The following is a 24,220-nucleotide window of genomic DNA, read 5'->3' on the forward strand; positions in this document are numbered from 1 at the left end:
TCACATTCTCGGATTTCGAAATGTTTCGCCTGACCCTCGCCGCTGTCGCCCTGACCGCATCTTCCGCCGCCGCCACGGCGCAGGATTTGGGCGCGACCGTGTTCTCCAGTCAGGGCCAAGGACCTGCTCTGGGCTTTACCCTTCGCGGTGGCGTGGCCACTGCGCCCGAGTATTTCGGCTCAGATGAGCAGGAAATCGGCCCGGCGCTGGGGGCGGAATTGAACTATCTGCGCCTCGGAGGTTTCACCTTCGGCAACCCGGATCCGCTTTACCAACGGCGCGGCCTCAGCTTCGGTGGCTCTTTCCGGTACATCGGATCCCGTGACGATGCCGACAGCCCCGAACTCGCCGGATTGAACGACGTCGATACATCGGTCGAACTGGGCGGTGGACTGCGTTACAGCACTGAGAATTTCTCTACTTTCGGGGATATCCGCTATGGCGTGATCGGGCACGAGTCCTTCGTCGCCGAGGCCGGGGCCGATGTCATCCTGCGCCCGACCGATCGCTTTTCTCTGCGCGCTGGCCCGCGGGTGCTGTTCGGCGACAGCGATTACGCGTCGACTTATTTTGGTGTGACCGCTGCGGAAGCCGGTGCCAGCGGGTTCACCCGCTTCGACGCCTCAGGCGGCTTGCTGTCCGCCGGTGTGGAGTTCGGGGCCGCATACCGAATCAATGACAACTGGGGCATCGACGCGACGATCAACTATGACAAGCTGCAGAACGATGCAGCCGACAGTCCGATTACCCGCGACGATGAACAGGTTTCGGCCTCCATCGGCTTTACCCGCCGGTTCACGCTCGGGTTCTGATTATGCCTGATCGGCTGGGGGTACGCGGATCTGCCCCCGGCTGATCGGGACCGCCTGACCCGAGATGCGGACGGCGGTAATATTCCCGTTTTTGACGTCAACCTCGAACCCGATAGATGACGGGCGGCCCATGTCTTCGCCCTGACGGATTGAATGCCGCGTCGTCCCTTCGGGCAATGCGCTATTGATCAGGAGCTGCGACGCAAGGATTGCGCTGGCCGACCCGGTAGCAGGGTCTTCCGGCACACCCGCCGTTGGCGAAAACATCCTCGCGTTCAAATCGGGATCGTACAGCCATGCGCTGTCCACGGCGCAGTGCTCCATCAGGGCGGTCCAGGCAGGTTCCATCGGGCGCGCCCGGGCCAGGGTCTCTCGGTCGCGGACCGGGATATAAAGGAACGCTGGACCGCCGATGTGTGCGCGTGGCGCGTGCGGCCCGATCGCGTCTTCCGTCAGGCCGAGCGCCTCGGCGCATAGCGATACCGGCACGGCGGCACCGCCATGCGGCACCGGGATAACGGGTGCGGTGAACTGCGCCCGGCCATCGCGAATGGCTACCGGGACCAGCCCGGCCTCTTCCTCCAATCGCACATCCGTGAGCCCATGCCGCCCCGCGAGAAAAAGTGCCGCGCCGATGGTCGGGTGCCCGGCGAATGGAATTTCGGAGGTTGGAAAGAAAATTCGCGCCCGCGCTGCATTGGCGGGATCGCGCGGCGGCATCAGGAAGATCGTCTCGGACAGGTTGAACTGTCGCGCGATGGTCTGCATCTGCGCCGTGCTCAGGCTTCCGTCAGTTTCAACGATGGCCAAAGGATTCCCCGTGAAGGGCGTGTCGGTGAACACGTCCCAGACCTCAAAGCTCAAGTCATCCATCTGGACGTTTCCTTTTGCAGTGTTTGCCGGGTACCGGCGTATGATCAGACAAGACGGGACTGCTCCTTTGCCGCGCGCACGAAATCCGCGAACAGCGGGTGCGGCGCAAAGGGCTTGGACTTCAACTCGGGGTGGAATTGCACGCCGATATACCAAGGATGATCCTTGACCTCGACGATCTCGGGCAGGCGGCCGTCGGGCGACATGCCGGAAAAGGTCAGGCCGTTCTTCTCCAGCTGCTCTCGAAACTTGATATCAACCTCGTAGCGGTGGCGATGACGCTCCTCGATGTTGGTCGTCCCGTAGGCATCGGCCACATGCGACCCTTCGGTCAGCACCGCGTCATAGGATCCGAGGCGCATCGTGCCGCCCTTGTCGTCGTCCTTGGCGCGGGTGACCTTGGCGTTGCCCTGCACCCATTCCTTCAGGTGATAGACCACGGGGGTGAAGTTGCTTGGATCAACGCCCTCGCTGAATTCCTCGGACGCGGCATCGCCGATATGGGCCATGTTTCGGGCCGCCTCGATCACTGCCATCTGCATCCCGAGGCAGATGCCCAAGTAGGGGATCTTCTTCTCGCGTGCGAATTGTGCGGCCTTGATCTTGCCCTCGGTCCCCCGCTCGCCAAAGCCGCCGGGGACAAGGATGGCGTTCAACCGCTCCAGGTGGGGGGCGACATCCTCTGTTTCAAAAACCTCGGCGTCGATCCACTCGATTTTCACCTTCACGCGGTTCGCCATGCCCCCGTGGGTCAGCGCCTCGGCGATGGATTTGTAGGCATCTTCCAGCTGCGTGTACTTGCCCACGATGGCCACGCGCACCTCGCCGTCCGTATTATGGATGCGATCGACCACGTCTTCCCAGCGGGTCAGGTTCGGCTTCGGGGCCGGGGCGATACCAAATGCATCGAGCACCGCTTGGTCCATGCCTTCCCGGTGATAGGCCAGCGGGGCCTCGTAGATCGACTTCAGGTCTTGTGCTGCAATCACTGAATCCGGGCGCACATTGCAGAACAGTGCCAGCTTCTCGCGTTCCTTGACCGGAATCGGCCCTTCGGAGCGGCACACGAGGATGTCGGGTGCCAAGCCAATGGAGCGCAGCTCCTTGACCGAATGCTGGGTGGGCTTGGTCTTAAGCTCCCCCGAGGCCTTGATGTACGGCAGCAGGGTCAGGTGCATCAGCACGCATTCCCCGCGGGGTTTCTCCTGACTGAATTGGCGGATCGCTTCGAAAAACGGCAGGCCCTCGATGTCGCCCACGGTCCCGCCGATCTCGCAGAGCATGAAATCGACCTCGTCTTCGCCGATCCGAATGAAATCCTTGATCTCGTTGGTGACGTGCGGAATCACCTGAATCGTCTTGCCCAGGTAATCGCCTCGCCGTTCTTTCTCCAACACGTTCGAATAGACTCGGCCGGAACTGATCGAATCGGTGGATCGCGCCGCGACGCCGGTGAACCGTTCGTAGTGCCCCAGGTCCAGATCGGTTTCGGCACCGTCGTCGGTTACGAAAACCTCCCCATGTTCAAACGGCGACATCGTTCCCGGATCGACATTCAGGTAGGGGTCGAGCTTGCGCAGTCGCACCGTGTATCCCCGCGCCTGCAACAGCGCCCCGAGCGCGGCGGAGGCAAGACCTTTGCCAAGCGATGACACCACACCACCGGTGATGAAGATGAAACGTGCCATGGCCGGATGCTCCCGCGAGTAAACTTGAGTCGGGAGGTCAGAATCACGATCCGAACTCACCCATCACGGGATTTGAGAATAGCAGGAAAATGCCGCAGGCCGCAACCGCAGCCCGCTATATCCTGATAGCTCAAGTCCCGATTTGTCTAGATATGCCCGGTATTCCCGAGCGGGTGATATTATTCGGACCGCGGCGGCGTGACCGGAGCACCGTCTGCGCTTGGCGGCAGCAGCGACTCGCCAGACGGAACAGGGGGCACGGGGGCCGCGTCTTCCGTGGTCGGAGGCAGCAAGCCGCCGTCGTCCAGAACCGAGGTACCCGAAGCATTCTGCGCGGCCACGATCGTCAGCGAGATCGAGGTCACCAGAAACCCGACTGCCAGCACCCAGGTCAGCTTGGTCATGCCTGTCGCGGCTTGCCGACCAGTGATTGCGCCACCGCCGCCGCCGCCGCCAAGACCCATGCCACCGCCTTCGGACCGCTGCATCAAAACAATGCCGATCAATGACAGCGCAAGGATCAGGTGGATGACGAGGATGACATTTTCCATGGCGGGCCGCTCAATCTGATGTTTCCGGCTACCTATGGGTTGAGCGCGTCTGCCGCAAGACCCGCAAGCTGGGCTTTCCCCCCGGCTGGGGCTGGGGTAGGTGGACGCGGTTTCAACCAGATCGAGGGCCGAGAGCGATGGCGAACGTAGTGGTGGTCGGTGCCCAGTGGGGCGACGAAGGCAAGGGCAAGATCGTCGACTGGCTGTCCGAGCGGGCGGATGTCATCGCGCGTTTCCAGGGGGGGCACAACGCGGGCCACACGCTGGTCATCGACGGCAAGGTCTACAAGCTTTCTCTGCTGCCCTCGGGCATTGTGCGGGGCGGCAAGCTGTCGGTCATCGGCAACGGCGTCGTGCTGGACCCCTGGCACCTGATCCGCGAAATCGCACAACTGCGCGAGCAGGGTGTGACGATCACGCCCGAGACCTTGATGATAGCCGAGAACACGCCCCTGATCTTACCGATTCACGGCGAGCTTGACCGCGCACGGGAAGAAGCCTCGGCGAAGGGCACCAAGATAGGCACGACCGGGCGCGGCATCGGTCCCGCCTACGAGGACAAGGTCGGTCGCCGGGCCATCCGCGTTGCCGATTTGGCCGATGATGCCACGCTGCAAACCCGCGTCGATCGCGCGCTGGCCCACCACGACGCCCTGCGGCGCGGACTGGGGATGGAGGCTGTGGACCGCGATGCCCTCCTGGCACAACTGCGCGACGTGGCACCGCTCGTTCTGGAATACGCGGCCCCGGTCTGGAAGGTACTGGACCAGAAGCGGCGCGCCGGCAAACGCATCCTGTTCGAGGGGGCGCAAGGGGCGCTGCTTGATATCGATTTCGGCACCTACCCGTTCGTGACCTCGTCGAATGTCATCGCAGGTCAGGCGGCAACAGGCACGGGTATCGGCCCCGGCGCGATCGACTTCGTGCTGGGCATCGTGAAGGCTTATACGACCCGCGTCGGCGAAGGGCCTTTCCCTGCCGAACTGGATGATGCTGACGGACAGCGGCTGGGTGAACGGGGCCATGAATTCGGCACCGTGACAGGCCGCAAGCGCCGTTGTGGCTGGTTCGATGCGGTCCTCGTCCGCCAGACCTGCGCTACCTCCGGCGTGAACGGCATCGCGCTCACCAAACTCGACGTGCTCGATGGGTTTGAGACGCTGAAGATCTGTGTCGGCTATGAGCTTGATGGCCAACAGATCGACCACCTGCCTTTCGCCGCCGACGCTCAGGCGCGCTGCACACCCGTTTACGAGGAAATGCCTGGGTGGTCGCAGTCGACCGAGGGTGCGCGCAGTTGGGCCGATCTTCCCGCCGAAGCCATCAAATACGTTCGCCGGGTCGAAGAATTGATCCAGTGCCCTGTCGCCCTACTCTCCACCTCACCCGAGCGGGAGGACACGATCCTCGTGACCGACCCGTTCGAGGATTGATACCGGAGGTCCCGCGCATGGCGCTCACGCACAAGACCCGTAAGCGCCTGTCGCTGTTCATTCTGCTGGTTGGGTTGCCGTTGTATATCGGGCTGATGGTGGGCGTCATGGGGTTGGTCTACGACCATTTCGGCCAGCCGCCACTTTTGGTGGAACTGGGAATCTACATCGTGCTGGGAGTCGTGGCATTTTTTCCGCTCAAGCCGATTTTCCTTGGTACCTCACGCGAAGATCCGGACGCCCCGGCGTCGTCCGATTCTGACTGACACGACGCTCGGTCGCCCGACGTCGACGGCCTCCTTCTGGGCCATCATTCGCGAAAGGGTACCTCAAACTTGCCGGTATTTCTGAATTTCCATCACGGCGGCTGCCTCTGGGGCGACCGCGCGGGGGCATTGAGCAGATTTACCTCCATCTGAACCCGGCTTTTCTTGCGGCGTGTGAACCTTGCCACGTAAGCCGCGCGACGGATTTCGGGTTGCCCCCTCCTCCGGCGATCGACTTTGAGCCGCACCCGAATTCCATTTCAGAGTTCTCTACGACCGTTGATCCTTCGAGATGGGCAGCATTTGGCGCGATCCCACATCGGATCGCCGACAAACATCTTATGCGGATGAGGGCCGCTTTGCAGGTGTCAGAAGGGGCGCGTCACGGCGATGTCAGGTTTCAACCCCCAGTTTTTGCTTTGAAAAAACTCGGGGTTCTGTCGTTCCGGTGTGCGCGGTTGGGCGTGAAGTTCGTTGATTGTCGGATTCGGTAGGTCGTTGATTTCGATCCGTTTAGACGAGTGCACTGCCCTGAGCGCGAACCTTGCCCGGCGGTGTGAAGGCGGGCATTTGCAAGCGGGCGATCAAGCTCCGCAGTCTCGCCCTCTCTCAGCAGGATTGATCGAAGCGCAAAAAAAGGCCTGCCCCGGTGTGCGGCAGCGGGCCTTCGATTGACATGTTGAACTCAGCCTACGCGGCGCTCGGCTTCCTCGGTATAGCGGCTGTCTGCGGCCAAGGCGAAGACGCCACGGCTGACCTTGCGGATTGTACCGTCGCGCAACAGCTGACCAAAGCCCCGCAGACCGTCTTCGCGGCTCATGTCTTCGACCGCTTCAGCAGCGAGATGCAGCAAGCGAGGGCGCGAAAAGCTGTCCTGTCCCATGATCTTGGTGCTGTAGACGGCGGCGGCCTCCAGGATGTCGGACAGGTCGCTGGCCCCTACGTCTGTCGCGAAGGCCTCGAAATCCTCGGCTCCGGCCAGTGCTTCGTCGCGCTCCTCAACTTCGGCGGTGCGGGGCGCGCGGCGCGGCTGAACCGGGGCCACATCGGCGGCTGGCGTCTCGGTGACACGCTGTTCAGACACGAGGACCAGTGGCGCAGGGCGCTCCGGCCGGGGTGTCCGCGCCTCGACCGAGGGTGCATTGCGGCGCGGGCGCACCGTGCTGGCCAGATCGGCGCGATACACATCGGTTTCGGTTTCGGCTTTCTCCTCGACCGGGCCGTCGGCGCGGCGTGCGGCCACAGCGGCCTTCAAGTGTGAGATATTGGCATGACGGCGCGAGGTATCCTCGCCCGAAAGACGACTATCAGTGGCGGCAAAAAGACGCTCCATGTCCGGAGCCGACGGCACGACAGTATGGTTGTCCTTAGTATGGTCGTCCTCGTCTTCGCGCGCATTTTCGCCGTCATCGGCGGGCATCTCGTCAGTCGCGTCCTGTTCCGCTGTCTTAACGTCCACAAGCTCGTCTTCCATGGGCTCATCGTCCGCGGCTTCGGCGTTGACGACCGTCTCCTCCGTTTCATCAACGGCCTCTTCGCTGTGGTCGTCTTCAGTCATCACGCCCGCTTCAACGACGTCCGTGCTGTCCTCGACGGAAACGTAAGAGGCAAGTTCGGCCTCGAATTTCGCATCGTCCGCGTCGTAGCCCAGGAATGAGCTAATGAAGTCGTCTTCCTCTTCGTCTTGGTCGACGTCACCGGTGTCCTGAGCCGTTTTGGCTGAAACCTCGTCGGCGCGAATCGCGGCCAACTCGGCCAAGAGGTCGTCATCTTCGGATGCGTCCTCGGTTCGACCTGCGGTCGGCTCACCGGTCAATCCGGCTTCGATTGAAGCCAGTTCAATCGTCAGATCATCGTCATCCGAACCGCCGCCTGTCTCGTCGTCGTATTCGTCAATAATGGCCATGCCGTCAGTGGCGTCATCCCTGGATTCGGCGTGTGCGGCGGCAAGTGCCGCGGCTTCGGCTTCGGCCTGAACTTGGCGGACTCTGCGGATGCGGATGCGGCGTTCCTGACGGGGCGACAAGGTCTCGTCGGCTGTGTCTTCTTCGGTCGAAAGGTCTTCATCTGCGGTCTCTTCAGAGGTAATCTCCGCCTCTCCTGTCGCCGGCTCTTCTTGCTCGGCGGGGGCGGTCGTTACCGTATCTTCGGTGGCCTCCGCCGCAACTGTGTCGCCGCCGGTTGCGTCTAGTTCGGCGGGGAATATCCCGGCCAGATCGTCGGCCATTGCATCTTCGCTGTCGCTGTCGCTTTCCCATATGTCGGAGCTGCCGATCGCGTCGGATGTATTGTCTTCCTCGTCGAAAATGGGTGTCTCGTTCTCCACTTCGGCGATAGGAGCCTCACCCTCCACTTCGGCAAACGGTGCGTCATCCAACGCGTCTGCGGCAAAAGCGGCGGCAAGCGTGTCTTCGGCCATCTCCGGCTCGGTCGTCATCATGTCGTCGGCATGTTCGTCCTCGGCATAGGTCGAGTCGGACTGGCGATCTGCTTCAACCACGCCTCGGATGCGGGCCAGTTTGGCGGCAACGCTGTCGTCCTCGACAATTGACTCCGTGGTGTCTTCGCTGTCTTCCGGAGATTGTTCTTCGGCGGCTTCTTCGGCGGCGTCCGTGAAGAAGGAGGCGGATTCGTCCTCCTCATACTCGTCCGGGCCGATCTCATCGGTCGCAGCTTCTGAGGCTACATCGGCCGCAGCCTCTGACGCTACGTGGGCTACGGTTTCCGACGCTACGTCGTCCTCGGCGGGGGCTACTTCCGCTTCGGCTTCCATGGTGGGCGTCTCGCCCTCTGAATCTGGGACCGGCGATTCGATGTCCGAGGTGTCGACCCGCCCGGCGTCGGCGGCATTTCCCGCCATGCCGACCGCAAGTGCGGTCGACGGCTCCCCGGTCGCCGCGTTGGCGTCGAAAGCCGCCGTCATCGCGGCCGCTGCCGGGACGGACGACGGGCGCAAGGTCACACCATTGTCCTCGGACTGGGCCGTAACCGCATGTTTGGCGCGGGTTTCAGCGATCGTGCGCAACATCGCCATGTCGGGAGTGGGAGGTTCGGCCCCGAAGAAACGGTCATCGGCGGCCAAGTCACGGAAGTACTCCGCGATGTCGGTCATGGTCGAAAACGGGTCATCAAACCCTTCGAGCGTGCACGAAAAAGTACCATAGGCGACGGTAAGAATCTTGTTTGCGGGAACCATACGGGCCACCTCCACTATAATCCCGGACGGGAAACCTGTTTCACTTCACCTTAGGACATAAACAGGCGATTCCATTCAAATCGTGCCCGGATCGGGACCATTTGACGATGACGAGGGCTATTTCTTGCCAGATTCGAAACGGACGGCCAGCATTGGTGACATTCCCCAGACATTGGTCGGTGGGGGGCCGGTTACCACTGCGATCCTTGAAATTGCCTTAAGATACGCGCCACGGCTCATCGCGGTGGACAGCGGGGCGGATGCGATTCTGTCCGAGGGGAAGGTGCCTGATCGTGTGGTCGGGGACCTCGACTCGATATCCGATCGGGCGCTGGAGGCCTTTGCCGACGTCCTGTGCCTTATTTCGGAACAGGACAGTACGGATTTCGCCAAGGCTCTGCGAACCTGCCCGTCCCCGCTGACCATCGCGGTGGGGTTCATCGGAGCGCGGGCCGATCACTTTCTGTCGGTTCTGACAGAGATGGCGCGGACCCGGGCACCCGTAGTATTGCTGGGAGAAGAGGAGTGCATCTGCGTCCTGCCGCCGGATCTGACCCTGGACCTTGTTGCGGGGACTCGCGTCTCGCTCTGGCCCCTTGGGCCCGCGTCGGGTGTATCCAGCGGCCTGCGGTGGCCAATCGATGGGATCGACTTTGACCCCGCCACGCGCACCGGAACCTCCAACGAGGCGACAGGAGCGGTTACTCTGACCATGCGCGGGGACATGGTGTTGCTGTTGCCTGCGGCGGAATTGCCGAAACTTCTGTCTGCGATGCAATCCCCCCCTCGCGGCGCGGGCGTGGTGGAGGTATAACCCGCCTCAGAGAGCAGGGAGTCCATCATGTCCGCCAAACCGAACCCCATCGACATGGCCAAATACGTCTCGGCGAAGCGTGCGATGGACTATGTACAGGACGGCATGCGCATAGGTCTGGGCACCGGCTCAACCGCTGCCTGGATGGTCCGTTGCCTGGGCGAGATGATCCGCCAGGACGGGCTGCGCGTGACCGGTGTGCCGACGTCGCGCCGCACTGCCGATCTAGCGCGCGAGTGCGGCGTACCGGTTGCAACGCTTGAAGACGTGAAATGGCTGGATCTGACAATCGACGGGGCCGACGAATTCGACCCCGACCTCAGCCTGATCAAGGGCGGTGGCGGCGCGCTCCTGCAGGAGAAGATCGTGGCAACGGCGTCGGACATGATGGTTGTCATCACCGACAAGTCCAAGCAGGTCGACCATCTGGGGGCATTCCCGTTGCCGGTGGAGGTCATCCCCTTCGGATGGCAGACGACCAAGGCCCTGATCGAAGAAAGCCTGATTGGCATGGACGTCGCGGGCCGGCAGGTCACGCTACGTCTCAATCGTGATGCGCCCTATCGCACGGACGAGAGCAATATGATCCTTGATCTTCATCTGCGCCGCATCGGCAACCCGCGCCAGCTTTCGTTGGTCCTCAACCAGATTCCGGGCGTGGTGGAGAACGGCCTGTTCCTTGATATCTGCGATGTGGTCATCATGGGCGATGCCGACGGTGGCGTCGAAGTGCGCGACATCAACAATGGTTCGGTCAGCCAGGAGCGTATCGATCTTCGTGAGGAAGATAACATCTTCGTGTCGGTCGCTGACTGAATGACCGGCTGACAGAGCCGGTAGAGTACCGCCTGGTTGAGGGCAAACTGTAGCTGTGCTTGGTCAACAGGCTTCGGAAGCGGGTGCCCCGCCAGCTTGTTTGGTGGGTCTGACTGCGCATGAACGCACTTCCGCCTCCCTATCCTCCGCACCGACGCACCGTTGCTTGCTTGGGCCAGCCGCCCTAGGTCTCTTCAGGCAGATCAAGGAGCGCCCTCATGGAATTCGACTACGATCTCTTCGTCATTGGCGGGGGCTCCGGCGGGGTTCGCGCCGCGCGCCTGACCGCACAGGATGGCTACAAGGTCGCGCTGGCCGAAGAGAGCCGCATGGGCGGCACCTGCGTGATCAGAGGCTGCGTTCCGAAGAAGTTGATGGTCTTCGCCTCGGAATATCCGGAAGCCGTTGGCCTGGCGCGCGCCTATGGCTGGGACGCGAAGCTCGGGGATTTCGACTGGGGTGCCTTCAGCGGTCACCTGAACCGGGAACTGGACCGGCTGGAAGGCATCTACGAGACCAATGCCGAAAGGGCCGGGGTCGAGATTTTCCATTCCCGCGCAACCGTTCAGGATGCCCATACGGTCATGTTGGCCGGCGGCAAGACTTTCACCGCCAAGCACATCCTGATCGCCGCCGGTGGCCGCCCAATCCGCCCTGACGTGGACGGGGGCGAATTGGGCATGGTGTCTGATGACGTGTTCAGCATGAAGGAACTGCCGAAAAAGCTGCTGATTATCGGGGGCGGCTACATCGGATGCGAGATGGCTGGCATCTTCAACGGGCTGGGCGTCGAGACGTCCATGTTCATTCGCGGAGCGCAGATACTCCGCGGCTTCGACGAAGAGGCGCGCGGCCACATCGCAGACAGCATGGAACGGCTTGGTGTGACCATCCACACCGGTTGTGCCCCTACGGAGATTGAGGCGCGCGGCGGGAAGATCTGGGTCAAGGGCTCCAACGGTCATCAGGAGGAGTACGACGACATCCTTTGGGCGACGGGCCGAAAGCCCAACACCGAGGGTTTGATCGCCGAGGATGTGGGCGTGAAGCTGGATCGCAAGGGTTCCATCTGCGTGGATGAGTATAGCCAGACCGATGTACCCTCGATCTACGCGATCGGAGACATCACCGGTCGGGTCGAGCTGACGCCGGTCGCCATCCGCGAGGGCGTCGCCTTCCACGAAACAGTGTTCCGGGGCAACAAGACGCCCGTTGACCACGAGCTGATCCCCACCGCTGTCTTCACCCAACCCGAGATGGGCACCGTCGGCCTGACGGAGGAAGAGGCCGTGGAGCAGGAGCCGACGCTGGTCTACGCAAGCGCTTTCCGCCCGATGCAACAGGCCTTCGCCGGCGGGGAGGAACGCGTTCTATTCAAGATGCTCGTCAGCAAGGAGACGGATATGGTGCTGGGCGTCCACATCGTCGGCCCCGCCGCGGGCGAGATGATCCAGTTCGTCGGCGTCGCTCTCAAGATGGGCGCGACGAAGGCCGATTTCGACCGCACCTGCGCGGTGCATCCGACCATGGCCGAGGAACTGGTAACCCTCAAGGAGCCTGTGCGCGTACTGGATTGAGCGGTGGTTTCACCGGCGGACAAGGCGGTCGCCAAGCCGTCTTGCGCCGCACAATCCGGGTGCCCGCGTCAAATCGCGCCGCCTTGCCGTGTCCGATGCCTGCCTTACCTGCTTGAACTTCCCTCTCGGGGGGCCAATGTTACACGGCAGCAATTGATTATGACGAAGGGACGATCCTGATGGCAGGTAGCGGAGGCCCCTGGGGGGGCGGCGGCAATTCTGGCGGTGGCACCGGCGGCGATGATAATCGCGGCTCCGACCGCCCGGACGGCGGGCGCAGACCCCCGAACCGGGGGCAGCAAGGCGTGCCCGAGATCGACCAACTCGTCAAAAAGGGGCAGGATCAGCTCCGCGTCTTGATGGGCGGACGGGGCGGCGGTTCCGGTGGGGGCGGAAATGGAGGCGGCGGCTTCGAGATCAACCGTCCCATGATCGGCATCGGCATCATTGCCTTGGTGGCGTTCTGGCTGTTTTCCAGCTTTTATACGGTCCGCCCCGAAGAACGGTCCGTCGAACTGTTTCTGGGCGAGTTTTCCAGTATCGGCGAGTCGGGGCTGAACTTTGCACCTTGGCCCGTGGTCAGCGCCGAGGTGATCGCGGTTACGACGGAACGCTCCGTCGACATCGGTCAAAACCGGGGCAGCCGCACCGAACAGGGTTTGATGCTGACGGGTGATGAAAACGTTGTGGACATCGACTTTCAGGTCGTCTGGAACATCACGGATCCAGCGATGTTCCTGTTCAACCTTGCGGCACCCGATGCTACCATTCGCGCGGTGTCAGAATCCGCCATGCGCGAGATTGTCGCGCGATCCCAGCTGGCACCTATCCTCAACCGTGACCGAGGCATCATTGCCGACGAACTACGCGAGCTAATCCAGACAACGCTCGACAGCTACGATTCCGGGATGCAGGTCCTGCGGGTGAACTTTGACCGGGCCGATCCGCCCGAAGAGGTGATCGACGCCTTCCGCGAAGTACAGGCCGCCGAGCAGGAGCGTGACCGTCTGCAGTCCGACGCTGACCGGTATGCGAACCAGGTTCTGGCCGGCGCGCGCGGTGAAGCGGCTCAGCTTCTCGAAGAAGCCGAGGCGTATCGTGCCCGTGTCGTCAACGAAGCGACTGGTGAAGCGAGCCGTTTCACCGCCGTTCTGGGTGAATACGCCAATGCACCTGAAGTGACGCGCAAGCGTCTCTATCTCGAAACGATGGAGCAGGTGCTGGGCGACGTAGACAAGATTATCATCGACAGCGACGTCGGCGGCGGCGGAGGACAGGGTATCGTCCCTTACCTGCCCCTTAACGAACTGCGCGGCGGCCGCGCGACCCAAGGGGGGTCCAACTGATGAAACGCTCCGCACTTCTTCTGCCGATCGCGGCAGTCGCCCTTGCCCTGATTTTCTCGTCCCTTTTCGTAGTCGACGAACGTCAGAAGGCACTGGTCTTGCAGTTTGGTCGCGTCATTGACGTCAAGGAAGACCCCGGCCTGGCCTTCAAACTCCCCTTCATTCAGGAGGTCGTTTACTATGACGACCGGATCCTGTCGCGCGACGTGGACCCGCTGGAAGTCACACCATCCGACGATCGTCGATTGGTCGTGGATGCCTTCGCGCGCTTCCGTATCACCGACGTTGAACGGTTTCGTCAGGCTGTCGGTACCGGCGGTCTGGCCACGGCAGAACAGCGGCTCGACCTGATCCTTCGGTCCGAGTTGCGCGAAGTTCTGGGTTCGGTGTCGTCCAATGACATCCTGTCGGAAGACCGGGTTGCGTTGATGCTTCGTATCGCGACGGGGGCCCGCGCCGAGGCTTCGTCGCTCGGGCTTCAGATCATCGATGTGCGTCTTAAGCGCACCGATCTGCCCGCGCAGAACCTCGATGCCACGTTTGCGCGGATGCGGGCCGAGCGGGAACGCGAGGCCGCGGACGAAGTCGCCCGCGGTCAGGAAGCGGCCCAGCGGATCCGGGCCCAGGCCGACCGGACCGTGGTCGAACTGACGTCGGATGCCGCCCGTGACGCGGAAATCGCACGTGGTGAAGCCGATGCTCGGCGCAACGCGATCTATGCGAATGCGTTCAATGCGGACCCCGAGTTCTTTGAATTCTACCGCTCGCTAACAGCCTACACGCGCGCGCTTCAAGGATCGAACTCGACAATGGTCATGTCGCCAGATTCGGAGTTTTTCGACTATCTGAAAACTGACCGGATCGTCGATCGCTCCGATGCTGCACAGCGGGAAGTCAATTCTGCCCGACCCACGGTTGCGGCACCGGCAACAGGGAACTGACTTTCAAATCAACGAACACGAAGGCCGTCCTTATAAGGACGGCCTTTTTTCGTGGCCGGCGTATGCGTTGTGGCCGGGCGTCGGGACTGCATAGCGCTTGAGGATTTTCGCCCACGGCGGCCTAGTCGCGCCGTGCCCCTTGGCGACCGGGTTGCGCAGCCCTACTTTGATCAACGACGCGCTCTCACACCCACGTGATCGCGCATAAGTTGAAAAATTGCGGACCGATGCGAACATGCAACGGACCAGACGCTCATTTCGTACGAGCGCGAACAGGTATCTCACGGAGGGGACTTCCTTGACCAAAGACACCAACCTGCAAAGACCTACTACCGACGCTTTTCGCGCGCTGACGGCCTTCATGCTTGGGCTTGCGATGCTGATCGCATCCAGCATGGCCGCAGTGGCGCAGCGCGCACCCGACACTTTCGCTGACCTTGTTGATCAGGTCTCGGGCGCAGTCGTGAATATCACGACAAACACGACCGTCGCCGTCGGCGCACGGGGCCCGAATTCCGGTAATCCGCTCGAAGATTTCTTCGAGGAGTTTCGCCGCCGGGGAGCCCCAGACGGCGCTCCGGAAGGCCCTCCGACCCGCCGCGGAAGCGCGTTGGGTTCGGGCTTCGTGATCAGTGAAGACGGCTATATTGTCACCAACAACCACGTCATCGAGAACGCGGACGAGATCCTGATCGAGTTCTTCACGGGCGATGAATTGCCGGCAACGCTGATTGGCACGGACCCCAACACCGACATCGCCCTTCTCAAGGTCGAGGCGGAAGAGCCGCTGCCGTTCGTGCAGTTTGGGGATTCCACCGCGATGCGGACCGGCGATTGGGTCATGGCGATGGGGAACCCCTTGGGTCAGGGCTTCTCGGTTTCCGCTGGCATCGTTTCGTCCGTCGGGCGAGAGCTCCAAGGGGCGTATGACGATTACATCCAGACCGACGCGGCCATCAATCGGGGCAACTCGGGCGGCCCGCTGTTCAACATGGACGGCAACGTCATCGGCGTGAACACTGCAATCCTGTCGCCCACCGGCGGCTCGATCGGCATCGGTTTCGCGATGTCCTCCAACGTCGTGACCAATGTCGTCGATCAGTTGCAGGAGTTCGGCGAAACACGTCGCGGATGGCTGGGTGTGCGCATTCAGGATGTGGACGCTGAACTGGCCGAGGCCTTGGGTCTTGAGCGCGCACGTGGTGCGTTGGTGACCGACGTGCCCGAGGGGCCCGCCAAGGACGCGGGGATCGAGCCGCGTGACGTCATCCTGACGTTCGACGGAAGCGATGTCGCCGACACCAAGGAGTTGGTCCGTACGGTCGGCAATGCGCCTGTCGACAAGGCCGTTCGCGTCGTCATCTTCCGCGACGGCGAAACCCAGACGATCCTTGTGACCTTGGGTCGCCGAGAGGAGGCTGAAAGTGCCGTCCCGGCTTCTGCCATTGAGGAAGAGCCGATCGAGAGTACGATCATGGGTCTGACCGTATCGTCCCTCACGGACGAACTGCGCGGCCAGCTTGGTCTTGAGGACGACGCCTCCGGCCTTGTCGTGACCGACATCGACCAGGACACGCCCGCTTATGAAAAGGGCTTGCGCGCCGGTGACGTGATTGAGGAGGCCGGACAGATCGCCGTGACCAGCGTCACCGATCTGGAAGACCGTATCGAAGCCGCCAAGGAGGCAGGGCAGAAGTCGTTCCTTCTCCTGGTCCGTCGTGGCGATGACGCGCGGTTCGTGGCTTTGCCGCTCGACAAAGACTGATCTCTTACAGCGAGCCATCAAAACAACGGGCCCCTCGGGGCCCGTTTGTCATTAAACTATCCGCGAAAAGGCCCACTGGGTTGCGATGATCAGCCCGATCAGGAGTGGCTGATGGATGAGGTAGAGGCTCAGCGTGTGCTGCCCCGGCCAAGCCATCCTGCGGGCCCATCTTCCCGAATGCACCGGTCCCCAAGCCATCAGGCGCGCGCCCCCGACCTGCCCGAACGTCATCCCCAAAAGAAAGGGCGCGACCCATGGAACCAGTGGCTCGTAGTCGATCATCGGTGGCAGGCTGGTCGACAAGCCGGTCCAGACCCAGAAAACCCCGTCGAACATCGGGTCGCGCATGTTTGGCAGCAGCTGAAACGCGATGGCTGCCGCCACCAGCGTGACGGCCCAGTGCGCCCGCAGAAATATCGCGCCGACAACGCTGGCCAAGGCGATGGAATGCAAAATACCGAACCGGACCCAAGCGCCTGGCACGGCGAAATACGTAACGAGACTCACCCCCACCGCTGCCAGAACCAGGACCCCCAGCCGTTTGATAAACGAGCGAGTGCGGAAGCCGGTGCCATGCCCTAGCCAGAGTGAAAACCCCGCCAAAAACAGGAAGCTGCCCGCAATCGCTTTCGCCCAGATCGCAAACCATGGCCCCAAGGATATCCAGACGGGCAGCAGGTTGAGCATCCGCAAATCGAAGAGGAAGTGAAATGCCATCATATTAACAAGGGCTAGCGTTCGCAGCCAATCCACGGTGATCAGACGTGTGGCAGGGGAAGTCAAAAGCTGCTTCGTCCCAGCTCGATCAAGCCAAGGGCTTGGGCCGATTCCATCGACAGCGTACCGCTTTCCAGACCGCGCAAATCCTGGAACGCGCGAACGGCGGCGCGCGTCGGCACGTCGTACAGCCCGTGGACTTCCCCGGCATAGAACCCGCGCGCCGCCAACGCGCGCTGCACCTGCTGGACGAATTCTGGGTCCCCGCGTCGTAAGGCGCAGGGTGTCTCGAACCAATGCTCACCGCGCTCGCGGACAATACGTGTGGACGTCGAGGTGCGAAACCGTGCGGGCTCGATGACGCTGCCGTAGGCGTCGCGGACTTCGGACGCTTCCTGCACCTGTTGCGTGACTGTCTCCAGGATGGCTGGAGTGATGCCCTTCGCATGGCAACTGCCCGGTGCTGCATTCAACGGACCCAGCATCCGCGCGACCGGTTCAGTCACGGACGGCCCGCAGGCTGAAAGCCCGCCAAGCAGAATAAGAAAGGTCAGTCGGATCATATGCCCATGCCTTGGCCGCGGTCTGGTGCCGCGCTTTGGCGCTGATCCTATCTGATCTTGCGGCGGCGACAAACCGCGGCGTCGTTTTGCCGCCCTGATTGGCGGCGATCCGGCGTCGTGATGTTGCACGTGCGCCACCGCGCAGCTACTCCGTTGGGCAACTTATTCAGGAGTATCCGATGCCCAAGATCACCTACATCGAACATGGCGGCAAAGAGCATGTCATCGACGTCCCCGTTGGCCTGACGGTCATGGAAGGGGCGCGTGATAACAATGTTCCCGGAATCGAGGCCGATTGCGGCGGGGCCTGCGCCTGCTCGACCTGCCACGTCTACGTCGATCCGACGTGGGTCGAAAAGCTGCCCGCCAAGGACGCGATGGAAGAAGACATGCTTGACTTCGCTTATGAGCCCGACGCTGAGCGCTCCCGCCTGACCTGCCAGTTGAAGGTGACGGACGCGCTGGATGGTCTGCGTGTTCAGATGCCCGAAAAGCAGATCTGATGCGCTGGGCGGCACTTGCTCTGATTCTGAGTGCCGCACCGGTCTTGGCCGACGTCTGCGTTGCGAAGTCCGACTTGGTTACGTCCGTGCCGGACGGAGCTCACGTGGGCGCACCTTTGCCTGGCAGTCATGCGCAAGCGACCGGGCCGGGGGGTATACGTGGTGCCTGGTACGAACAGGCGACGGATGTCTACGGCCATGGCATCATGGGCAAGGTGGCGGACGCAGAACGTCTGGTTGTTCACGTGCAACGTGACGGAGAGGGTGGCTGTCCCTACGTTCGGACCGAAGCCGGAGAAGATCATGTCTTTGAGGACATCGCGCCAAGGGTCGCCGACGTCGATGGCGACGGCCGTAGTGAAATCATCACCGTTCGCTCCAGCCTGACCCAAGGCGCACAACTTGTCGTGTACGCCTTGCGCCGCGACACGCTCCAGATCCTTGCTGCCACCCCCTACATCGGTCGCCGTCATCGCTGGCTTGCCCCGGCTGCCGTTGGCGACCTTGATGGCGACGGCCACATCGAGATCGCCTACGTGGACCGCCCTCACCTCGCCAAGACCCTTCGCATCTGGCGTTACGCACACGGCGAGCTTCGCGAAGTGGCCAGCGCGGGAGACCTGACGAACCATGCCATCGGAGACGAGGTAATCCATGGGGGATTGCGCGATTGCGGACAGGGGCCGGAAATCGTGCTGTCGGATGCCGGACGCGACCGGATGCTAGCCGTCACCTTTGACGGCGAGACCTTCGTTGCACGCGACATCGGAGCCTTCACGCCTTTGGCAGCGGAGCTTGCGGTCGCGTGCCGGTGATACGCGCGCTCGCCCTCGTCTTTTGCGCTACTAACGTGGCTGCGCAGGAAACCCCTGTCTCACCGGATGTATTCCTCGACCTGGCTGAAAATCAGACCGTGACGTTCATGCTGGACCGAACCGACCTACTGGTCGGTGAGGAGCGCTTCATCAATCGGGAGCGCAGCGTCTGGACCCGCAGCGATGGCAGTTGCGCCATGGGCGATATCACCGTTCGCGGCGCGAAGCTCTGCTTCGTCTACGATGACGACCCCGGCACCAACCATTGTTGGCTGCCTTTTGAAGAGACGGGAGAGCTTTTCGTCCGCTCGACGGTCAACGGGCAGGTCCAGAGGATCGCCGGGATGGAAAAGCGCCGTTTGGAATGCCTTGGCGAACCGCTGTCCTGAAAAGTGAACGCCCGCCGGCAGGTTTGATCCTGAACCGGCGGGCGTCCGTGCCGCAACGCACCTGTGTTGACCCTTGCGGGTCTTGTGGTGAAAAGGGTCTATGCGGCGGCCCCGGACGCTGATGGGGAACAGCGCCCCGGGATTTTTTTATTCGTCTTCGTCCTGGGCTTCGCGGATTTCGCCGAAGATGTCGGCACCATGCGTCGGCTGTCGGGAGAAGTACGTGGCACCGTTCAGGCCGCGGACGTTGTCCTCGCTATCGAAGTCGGCGTTGAAGTGGTTATAAATCTTCCGATTCAGGCCTGACTGGGTAGAGATTGCGACGCCGATGTCGCCCGGCATCAGCATCCTGGCATCGTCCTGAGTGTCGAAGTCTTGGTTGAAGTGCGCGATGGCTGCAGCGGGGCCAGCGGCGATGCCTGCAAACCCGGGGGTGGTCAGGACGGCGCAAATAGCTGAAACAATGAGGGTTTTCATGGTCTCGGTCCTTTCGTCTGTGGACCCTTGTGCATTGCGCAGGGTCCGTTCCGATCAGAGCAGGACGATTTCGTCCTGTCCAAGGCGCAATCATAGCACTGACGGAGCAGTACACCAAAAAACGAATGCGTGATAATCTGTGTATATCGGTGCATTTATGCACATATTTCCGACCCGCGCGCACCGCTCTCACATTCCGTGATCGTGCGTTGTCGATTGCGTGATCGGGGGAACTTCAAACACTTCCCGACTCCCTGTCGGAAATCCCATGCGAGCCGGAGAATGTGGGTCCCCGAAAATTCAGCCGTTCGACAATGTGCCGCCGCGTGCGTGTTCAGACGCCCAGATCGGGCAGGGGGCAGTCCAACGCTTCGCGTGTCACGCGTTCGGTCACGAGGTCTTGATCCGGCGGCGATCCGTCCAGCCGCGCCCGGAACCGCCCGTCGTCCCCCTCCAGGAAATCCCAGCATTGCGGCGCTGGATCGGTATCGTAGACGAAGCAGATCTGGCCCGACCTGTTCTCGAACCAGATACCGCGCTGACACTCGCCACCGTTCTCGAAGGCCCAGATGACGCGTTTGTCGTCGAAATACTGCTCGGATCCGAACGGCACGTCCTGACGGTCGAAATGCAGCGTCTTGCCGGCGACCATCTGCTCGAACTCCTCGGCTGAGATCACGCGTTCGGCCAGGACGGGCTGGGCCGTCAGGCCAAGTGCTACGACGAGTGGGGCGGCGGCTGAGATCAAACGCATCGGGTTCTCCTTTCCCCCATTGTCCCCTCAGGCGACGGCGCTGTCCATGGGCGTATCACGCGCCTGACTCAAGGCGTCGACCCTTGGGTTCATCACCCGCCGCCACCACCAGGGCCAGAGCGCGAACGTCACCATCACCGGTAGCGAGTAAGGCAGCAGGGGGGCCTCCTCCCCGATCTGCAACGCCTCGAACCCCCGCGTGGGGTGGGCGTGGTGGTCGGAGTGACGCGGCGCATGCAGCGTCAGAAGGTTCGTCACCACATGCGGCGCATTCCACGAATGCTTCGGGCCGACCGGTTCATAGCGTTCACCCATCCACGCCCGGCGCATGCCGTAATGCAGGACGTAGTCGGTGATCAGCAGCTGGCTTTGCGCCAACAGACACAGCGCCACATAGGCCGCGATACCCGTCCAGCCGAGCATCAGCCAGGCCAGTACCATCGCCATCCATCCGCCGCCCAGATAGACCCAATACGGATTGCGCCTGTCCCATCCGCGACGCCCGGCCTGTCGCTGGCGGCGCTTTTCCACGGCCAATCCTTTCCAGAATGAACCATGCCAGGCCCGGAAACAGAACACCCACCAAGCCTCACCGTACCGCGCGGTATTCGGATCCTCGGGCGTGGCGACATGGATGTGGTGCACGCCGGGATGGGCTGTCGTCTGGTGCCCGAACAACAGCGTAACGTAGATCCATCGCCCCAGGGCCCGGCGATCCCGCCCGCCGGCGTGGATCAATTCGTGTGCGCAGGAATTCATGATCTGGCCGAAATACAGCCCCGCAGCTGTGAAATAAGCGATCCAGTTCAGGATCGGCCCCCCATTGGCCAGCGTCCAGACCGCCAGCGCAAGAAGCGGGAAATGCACCAGCGCCAGTCCGACGGTCAAGGCCTTGGCCCCCCATTTCTTCCGGGGCACCGTGGCGTTCAGGCAGGACGTGGTCGAGGCCGGCCACCACCACGGCCATCCAGACGAACGACGCGAAATCCCAGGCACCGTTCCAGACTGCGCCGGCCACAAGCAGCGCGACCGACAGGCCAAGCGCGGCAACATAGGGGGCCAAGGCAAACATGCGCGTCTCCGATCGTGAACAGCCGCCACCATAGGCGCAGAGTTTGGGGAAAGAATGGCACCGATGGTTGCGGTCCAGACTTGCAGGCGGGCTGGGCAATGCGCAAACGGAAGGTCCGGGGTCGCATTTGCGCGGATCGCTCCGGCGCGCCCGGTCTAAGTTGGCGCAGGATCGGGAGGATACCATGCTGGACGAACGCGACGACAAGGGTGTGTGGAAATCCGGCAAGGGCCGGGGTCGCACCACGCCCAAGGGCCGCCAGTACGACGACGAGGCCCTGGCGCAGGTCCAGACCCTCCTTGGTGATCGTCCACGCCGCCGCGACCTCCTCATCGAATTCCTGCACTTGATCCAGGATGAATACGGCCACCAATCCGCCGCCCACCTGCGCGCTCTGGCCGAGGAGATGCGCTTGTCGATGGCCGAGGTTTGGGAAGTGGCGACGTTCTACGCCCATTTCGACCCGCTGCGCGAAGACGACCCCGTGCCGCCCGCCCTGACGATCAGGGTCTGCGACTCCCTCTCTTGTGAGTTGGCCGGGTCCGAGGCGCTGATCGAGGCATTGCAGGCGGGGCAGGATCCGGCGCAGGTCCGTGTCCTGCGCGCGCCCTGCATGGGGCGCTGCGACACGGCTCCGGTGCTTGAGGTCGGTCATCGACACGTAGACAAGGCCACGCCCACATTGGTTGCCAAGACGATCGACGCGGGCGACTTCCATGCTGCGATCCCCGACTACCAAGCGCTCGGTGCCTACCGGGCCGACGGCGGCTACGCCAAGCTGGCCAATCTGCGCGGGGGCGGCGACTGGGAAGCCGTGCAACAGATGATCGCCGAGTCAGGCCTGCGCGGTCTGGGCGGCGCGGGCTTTCCGGCGGGCAAGAAGTGGGGCTTCGTGCGCGGCAATCCCGGCCCCCGCTATATGGCCGTCAACGGCGATGAAGGAGAGCCGGGGACGTTCAAGGACCGCTACTATCTCGAACGCACCCCGCACCTGTTTCTGGAGGGAATGCTGATCGCTGCCTGGGCTGTCGAGGCGGCGCGGATCTATCTCTACATGCGAGACGAATACCCCGCCGTGCTGCAGATCCTTGCGACCGAGATCGCTGCGCTGGAAGCCGATGGCCTTATTCCGCCGGGCTACGTCGAACTCCGCCGGGGGGCCGGGGCCTATATCTGCGGCGAGGAATCCGCGATGATCGAGAGCATCGAGGGCAAGCGCGGCATTCCCCGTCATCGCCCGCCCTACGTGGCGCAAGTGGGCCTCTTCGGGCAGCCGACACTGGTCCACAACATCGAGACCTGCCACTGGATCGCCCGCATTGTCCGGGAGGGACCGGAAATCCTCTCCGGGGTCGAAAAGAACGGTCGCAAGGGCCTGCGCAGCTATTCGGTTTCTGGCCGGGTGCAAAACCCCGGCGTGCATTTGCTGCCCGCCGGATCGACCATCCTTGACGTCATCGCGGCGGCAGGCGGCATGATCGACGGCCATACCTTCAAGGCCTACCAGCCGGGCGGTCCGTCCTCGGGGCTGTTGCCTGCTTCGATTGATGACGTCCCGCTGGATTTCGACACGCTGCAATCATTGGGCACATTTATCGGCTCGGCGGCCGTCGTCGTTCTGTCGGATCGCGACAGTCCCCGTGCCGCCGCGCTCAACATGCTGCGGTTTTTCGAGAGCGAAAGCTGCGGGCAGTGTACGCCGTGCCGTGTCGGCTGTGAAAAGGCGGTTAAGCTGATGCAGGCGGACCGCTGGGACCAGCCACTGTTGGAGGAAGTGAGCCAAGCCATGGTCGACGCGTCCATCTGCGGACTGGGGCAGGCGGCACCGAACCCGATCCGGCTGGTCATGAAGCATTTCCCGGACGAAATCTGATCGCATTTCGCCGTGAATGTCGTTGCAGACAAGCTGCGTTTGAATGTCTGGGGTGACAAAGCGCGGACAAGTTGCCTGGCCCTTGCCGGCAGCAGCATCTCGGATCTGTCGGAGATCTCGATGCTGCTGCTCGGTCAGGCGCGATTACTCCGCCGCTTGCGCGGCAGGAGCCACCCAGGCATTCGGTGAAAACGGCTCATCCAAATCCGTTTCGGCAAGGTGGTTGGTATAGTTCGAAAGCGTCTTGAGCGCGGTGCCGAGGATGACTTCCAGGATCGTTTGGCGTGTGTATCCGGCCGCTAGGAATGCTTCGATCTGGGCGTCTGTCGGCCAGCCACGGCTCTCGTGGATCACGGTGGAGAACTGGCGCAGGGCTTCCAGTTTTTGGTCCGCGATCGGCGTGTCGTTTCGCAGGGCTTCGATGACATCTTCCGAAACGCCACCCATCTGCGAAAGCATCGTATGTGCCGCCATGCAATACTTGCAGCCGTTCAGGCGATTGTTCGTCATCAGGATGATCTGACGCTCGGTTTCGGACAGATCGGCCTTGCCGAAGATACCCGCAAGTGTGGTGTATCCTTCGAGAATTGCGGGGGCCTCGGCCATGGTGGCGTAGAGGTTCGGCACGAAGCCATAGCCTTTGAGTGCGCCTTGGAGAATTGGCTTGGCGTCAGCCGGAGCGGATTCCATCGTGTGCGTCTTGAAGTCTTTCTTTATCTGTTCCCTCCGTTTTCGGGGCTGGTCTGTCATTTGGGAAATCGTTTGTTCGGCCGGGCTGCCAAACTGCTGTGCCAGAGCGCGCGTCGCCTCTTTTGCCGCAAAGACCGAGCGGTCATGCCGTGCGTCCTTGAACTCCTGATATTCAATGGCAGCCGTATGGATGTTCGCCGTGTCGACGCCGGAGTAGTGCGCACAGGCGGCAATTGCGGGGTCCAGTGCGTTCATGTGCGCCCGCGGTCCGCCGGGTTCAAATCCAAAC

The 24,220-nt window shown here is 62.3% G+C and carries 23 protein-coding genes; 13 read left to right on the plus strand and 10 right to left on the minus strand.

Translation table 11 applies throughout. From position 1 onward, the window contains the following. Window positions 1-20: 20 nt before the first annotated feature. On the plus strand, window positions 21-812 hold the full coding sequence (locus tag BLV27_RS05645; RefSeq protein WP_092643861.1) for a MipA/OmpV family protein: 792 nt from the start codon (window positions 21-23) through the stop codon (window positions 810-812). Here BLV27_RS05645 and BLV27_RS05650 read toward each other — a convergent pair whose 3' ends face one another. From BLV27_RS05650 to secG, 3 genes are all read right to left on the minus strand, one after another. After that, window positions 813-1,685, minus strand: coding sequence for a PhzF family phenazine biosynthesis protein (locus BLV27_RS05650; RefSeq protein WP_092643714.1), 873 nt, complete (start codon window positions 1,683-1,685; stop codon window positions 813-815). A 44-nt stretch (window positions 1,686-1,729) separates the two neighbouring features. Then, complete coding sequence (locus BLV27_RS05655; protein WP_092643717.1) at window positions 1,730-3,373, minus strand: CTP synthase; 1,644 nt, start codon at window positions 3,371-3,373, stop codon at window positions 1,730-1,732. A gap of 179 nt (window positions 3,374-3,552) precedes the next feature. Continuing rightward, entirely contained in the window at window positions 3,553-3,924 is a 372-nt protein-coding gene (gene secG, locus BLV27_RS05660; RefSeq protein WP_092643720.1) for a preprotein translocase subunit SecG, read from the minus strand. Window positions 3,925-4,061: 137 nt separating this feature from the next. Between secG and BLV27_RS05665 the strand changes: the two genes are divergently transcribed. Then, window positions 4,062-5,357 carry an adenylosuccinate synthase gene (locus tag BLV27_RS05665; RefSeq protein ID WP_092643723.1) on the plus strand — a complete coding sequence of 432 codons (1,296 nt, stop codon included), beginning with the start codon at window positions 4,062-4,064 and terminating at the stop codon, window positions 5,355-5,357. Between the two features lie 17 nt (window positions 5,358-5,374). Next, entirely contained in the window at window positions 5,375-5,623 is a 249-nt protein-coding gene (locus tag BLV27_RS05670) for a DUF2842 domain-containing protein (protein ID WP_092643726.1), read from the plus strand. Between the two features lie 685 nt (window positions 5,624-6,308). Here BLV27_RS05670 and BLV27_RS05675 read toward each other — a convergent pair. Further along, a complete protein-coding gene (locus BLV27_RS05675; protein WP_139176559.1) occupies window positions 6,309-8,735 on the minus strand; it encodes a hypothetical protein in 2,427 nt (808 codons plus the stop codon). A 208-nt stretch (window positions 8,736-8,943) separates the two neighbouring features. Between BLV27_RS05675 and BLV27_RS05680 the strand changes: the two genes are divergently transcribed. The 6 genes from BLV27_RS05680 to BLV27_RS05705 all read left to right on the plus strand — a co-directional run bounded on the left by BLV27_RS05680 (window position 8,944) and on the right by BLV27_RS05705 (window position 16,078). Beyond that, on the plus strand, window positions 8,944-9,633 hold the full coding sequence (locus BLV27_RS05680) for a thiamine diphosphokinase (RefSeq protein ID WP_244504552.1): 690 nt from the start codon (window positions 8,944-8,946) through the stop codon (window positions 9,631-9,633). Window positions 9,634-9,660: 27 nt separating this feature from the next. Continuing rightward, entirely contained in the window at window positions 9,661-10,449 is a 789-nt protein-coding gene (gene rpiA / locus BLV27_RS05685) for a ribose-5-phosphate isomerase RpiA (protein WP_092643732.1), read from the plus strand. Window positions 10,450-10,667: 218 nt separating this feature from the next. Further along, window positions 10,668-12,026 (plus strand): glutathione-disulfide reductase, encoded by a 1,359-nt coding sequence (gene gorA / locus BLV27_RS05690; RefSeq protein ID WP_092643735.1) that lies wholly within the window; start codon window positions 10,668-10,670, stop codon window positions 12,024-12,026. A gap of 179 nt (window positions 12,027-12,205) precedes the next feature. Beyond that, window positions 12,206-13,372 carry an FtsH protease activity modulator HflK gene (gene hflK / locus BLV27_RS05695; RefSeq protein ID WP_092643738.1) on the plus strand — a complete coding sequence of 389 codons (1,167 nt, stop codon included), beginning with the start codon at window positions 12,206-12,208 and terminating at the stop codon, window positions 13,370-13,372. Continuing rightward, complete coding sequence (hflC, locus tag BLV27_RS05700) at window positions 13,372-14,313, plus strand: protease modulator HflC (protein ID WP_092643740.1); 942 nt, start codon at window positions 13,372-13,374, stop codon at window positions 14,311-14,313. The genes hflK and hflC overlap by 1 nt, the downstream gene beginning before the upstream one ends. 361 nt (window positions 14,314-14,674) lie before the next feature. Next, window positions 14,675-16,078, plus strand: coding sequence for a Do family serine endopeptidase (locus BLV27_RS05705; RefSeq protein WP_092643863.1), 1,404 nt, complete (start codon window positions 14,675-14,677; stop codon window positions 16,076-16,078). A 51-nt stretch (window positions 16,079-16,129) separates the two neighbouring features. On the opposite strand, the gene BLV27_RS05710 is transcribed toward BLV27_RS05705, so the two are convergent. Further along, on the minus strand, window positions 16,130-16,831 hold the full coding sequence (locus BLV27_RS05710; RefSeq protein ID WP_170831360.1) for a heparan-alpha-glucosaminide N-acetyltransferase: 702 nt from the start codon (window positions 16,829-16,831) through the stop codon (window positions 16,130-16,132). Between the two features lie 26 nt (window positions 16,832-16,857). Continuing rightward, on the minus strand, window positions 16,858-17,358 hold the full coding sequence (locus BLV27_RS05715; protein WP_092643746.1) for a peptidoglycan-binding domain-containing protein: 501 nt from the start codon (window positions 17,356-17,358) through the stop codon (window positions 16,858-16,860). 179 nt (window positions 17,359-17,537) lie between these two features. Between BLV27_RS05715 and BLV27_RS05720 the strand changes: the two genes are divergently transcribed. The 3 genes from BLV27_RS05720 to BLV27_RS05730 are packed head-to-tail and all read left to right on the plus strand — an operon-like array spanning window position 17,538 to window position 19,065. Next, entirely contained in the window at window positions 17,538-17,861 is a 324-nt protein-coding gene (locus BLV27_RS05720) for a 2Fe-2S iron-sulfur cluster-binding protein (protein WP_092643749.1), read from the plus strand. Further along, window positions 17,861-18,676, plus strand: a complete 816-nt coding sequence (locus tag BLV27_RS05725) for an FG-GAP repeat domain-containing protein (protein WP_244504554.1) — start codon at window positions 17,861-17,863, stop codon at window positions 18,674-18,676. Before BLV27_RS05720 ends, BLV27_RS05725 begins: the two co-directional genes overlap by 1 nt. Next, on the plus strand, window positions 18,667-19,065 hold the full coding sequence (locus tag BLV27_RS05730) for a hypothetical protein (RefSeq protein ID WP_092643752.1): 399 nt from the start codon (window positions 18,667-18,669) through the stop codon (window positions 19,063-19,065). Before BLV27_RS05725 ends, BLV27_RS05730 begins: the two co-directional genes overlap by 10 nt. Window positions 19,066-19,212: 147 nt before the next feature. Here BLV27_RS05730 and BLV27_RS05735 read toward each other — a convergent pair whose 3' ends face one another. The 3 genes from BLV27_RS05735 to BLV27_RS05745 all read right to left on the minus strand — a co-directional run bounded on the left by BLV27_RS05735 (window position 19,213) and on the right by BLV27_RS05745 (window position 21,214). Beyond that, window positions 19,213-19,542 (minus strand): hypothetical protein, encoded by a 330-nt coding sequence (locus tag BLV27_RS05735; RefSeq protein WP_092643755.1) that lies wholly within the window; start codon window positions 19,540-19,542, stop codon window positions 19,213-19,215. A 334-nt stretch (window positions 19,543-19,876) separates the two neighbouring features. After that, window positions 19,877-20,296 (minus strand): hypothetical protein, encoded by a 420-nt coding sequence (locus tag BLV27_RS05740; protein ID WP_092643758.1) that lies wholly within the window; start codon window positions 20,294-20,296, stop codon window positions 19,877-19,879. Between the two features lie 27 nt (window positions 20,297-20,323). Next, window positions 20,324-21,214: an alkane 1-monooxygenase gene (locus tag BLV27_RS05745; protein ID WP_170831361.1), complete on the minus strand. Its 891-nt coding sequence runs from the start codon at window positions 21,212-21,214 to the stop codon at window positions 20,324-20,326. A gap of 338 nt (window positions 21,215-21,552) precedes the next feature. Here BLV27_RS05745 and BLV27_RS05750 point away from each other — a divergent pair, with 338 nt between their 5' ends. Continuing rightward, entirely contained in the window at window positions 21,553-23,241 is a 1,689-nt protein-coding gene (locus BLV27_RS05750) for an NAD(P)H-dependent oxidoreductase subunit E (RefSeq protein ID WP_092643764.1), read from the plus strand. 144 nt (window positions 23,242-23,385) lie between these two features. On the opposite strand, the gene BLV27_RS05755 is transcribed toward BLV27_RS05750, so the two are convergent. Beyond that, window positions 23,386-24,186, minus strand: a complete 801-nt coding sequence (locus BLV27_RS05755) for a carboxymuconolactone decarboxylase family protein (RefSeq protein WP_244504555.1) — start codon at window positions 24,184-24,186, stop codon at window positions 23,386-23,388. Between the last annotated feature and the right edge of the window lie 34 nt (window positions 24,187-24,220).

The sequence above is a fragment of the Jannaschia faecimaris genome (genome assembly GCF_900107415.1).
Lineage (GTDB): Bacteria > Pseudomonadota > Alphaproteobacteria > Rhodobacterales > Rhodobacteraceae > Jannaschia > Jannaschia faecimaris.

Excerpts from the sequence above, each read along its gene's own strand:
- rpiA (WP_092643732.1), top strand. The coding sequence starts at position 9,661 with ATGTCCGCCAAACCGAACCCCATCGACATGGCCAAATACGTCTCGGCG.
- BLV27_RS05645 (WP_092643861.1), top strand. The coding sequence starts at position 21 with ATGTTTCGCCTGACCCTCGCCGCTGTCGCCCTGACCGCATCTTCCGCC.
- BLV27_RS05735 (WP_092643755.1), bottom strand. The coding sequence starts at position 19,542 with ATGAAAACCCTCATTGTTTCAGCTATTTGCGCCGTCCTGACCACCCCC.
- BLV27_RS05650 (WP_092643714.1), bottom strand. The coding sequence starts at position 1,685 with ATGGATGACTTGAGCTTTGAGGTCTGGGACGTGTTCACCGACACGCCC.
- hflC (WP_092643740.1), top strand. The coding sequence starts at position 13,372 with ATGAAACGCTCCGCACTTCTTCTGCCGATCGCGGCAGTCGCCCTTGCC.
- secG (WP_092643720.1), bottom strand. The coding sequence starts at position 3,924 with ATGGAAAATGTCATCCTCGTCATCCACCTGATCCTTGCGCTGTCATTG.
- BLV27_RS05675 (WP_139176559.1), bottom strand. The coding sequence starts at position 8,735 with ATGACCGACATCGCGGAGTACTTCCGTGACTTGGCCGCCGATGACCGT.
- BLV27_RS05725 (WP_244504554.1), top strand. The coding sequence starts at position 17,861 with ATGCGCTGGGCGGCACTTGCTCTGATTCTGAGTGCCGCACCGGTCTTG.
- BLV27_RS05720 (WP_092643749.1), top strand. The coding sequence starts at position 17,538 with ATGCCCAAGATCACCTACATCGAACATGGCGGCAAAGAGCATGTCATC.
- BLV27_RS05665 (WP_092643723.1), top strand. The coding sequence starts at position 4,062 with ATGGCGAACGTAGTGGTGGTCGGTGCCCAGTGGGGCGACGAAGGCAAG.
- hflK (WP_092643738.1), top strand. The coding sequence starts at position 12,206 with ATGGCAGGTAGCGGAGGCCCCTGGGGGGGCGGCGGCAATTCTGGCGGT.
- gorA (WP_092643735.1), top strand. The coding sequence starts at position 10,668 with ATGGAATTCGACTACGATCTCTTCGTCATTGGCGGGGGCTCCGGCGGG.
- BLV27_RS05670 (WP_092643726.1), top strand. The coding sequence starts at position 5,375 with ATGGCGCTCACGCACAAGACCCGTAAGCGCCTGTCGCTGTTCATTCTG.
- BLV27_RS05705 (WP_092643863.1), top strand. The coding sequence starts at position 14,675 with ATGCTTGGGCTTGCGATGCTGATCGCATCCAGCATGGCCGCAGTGGCG.
- BLV27_RS05740 (WP_092643758.1), bottom strand. The coding sequence starts at position 20,296 with ATGCGTTTGATCTCAGCCGCCGCCCCACTCGTCGTAGCACTTGGCCTG.
- BLV27_RS05715 (WP_092643746.1), bottom strand. The coding sequence starts at position 17,358 with ATGATCCGACTGACCTTTCTTATTCTGCTTGGCGGGCTTTCAGCCTGC.
- BLV27_RS05755 (WP_244504555.1), bottom strand. The coding sequence starts at position 24,186 with ATGAACGCACTGGACCCCGCAATTGCCGCCTGTGCGCACTACTCCGGC.
- BLV27_RS05655 (WP_092643717.1), bottom strand. The coding sequence starts at position 3,373 with ATGGCACGTTTCATCTTCATCACCGGTGGTGTGGTGTCATCGCTTGGC.
- BLV27_RS05750 (WP_092643764.1), top strand. The coding sequence starts at position 21,553 with ATGCTGGACGAACGCGACGACAAGGGTGTGTGGAAATCCGGCAAGGGC.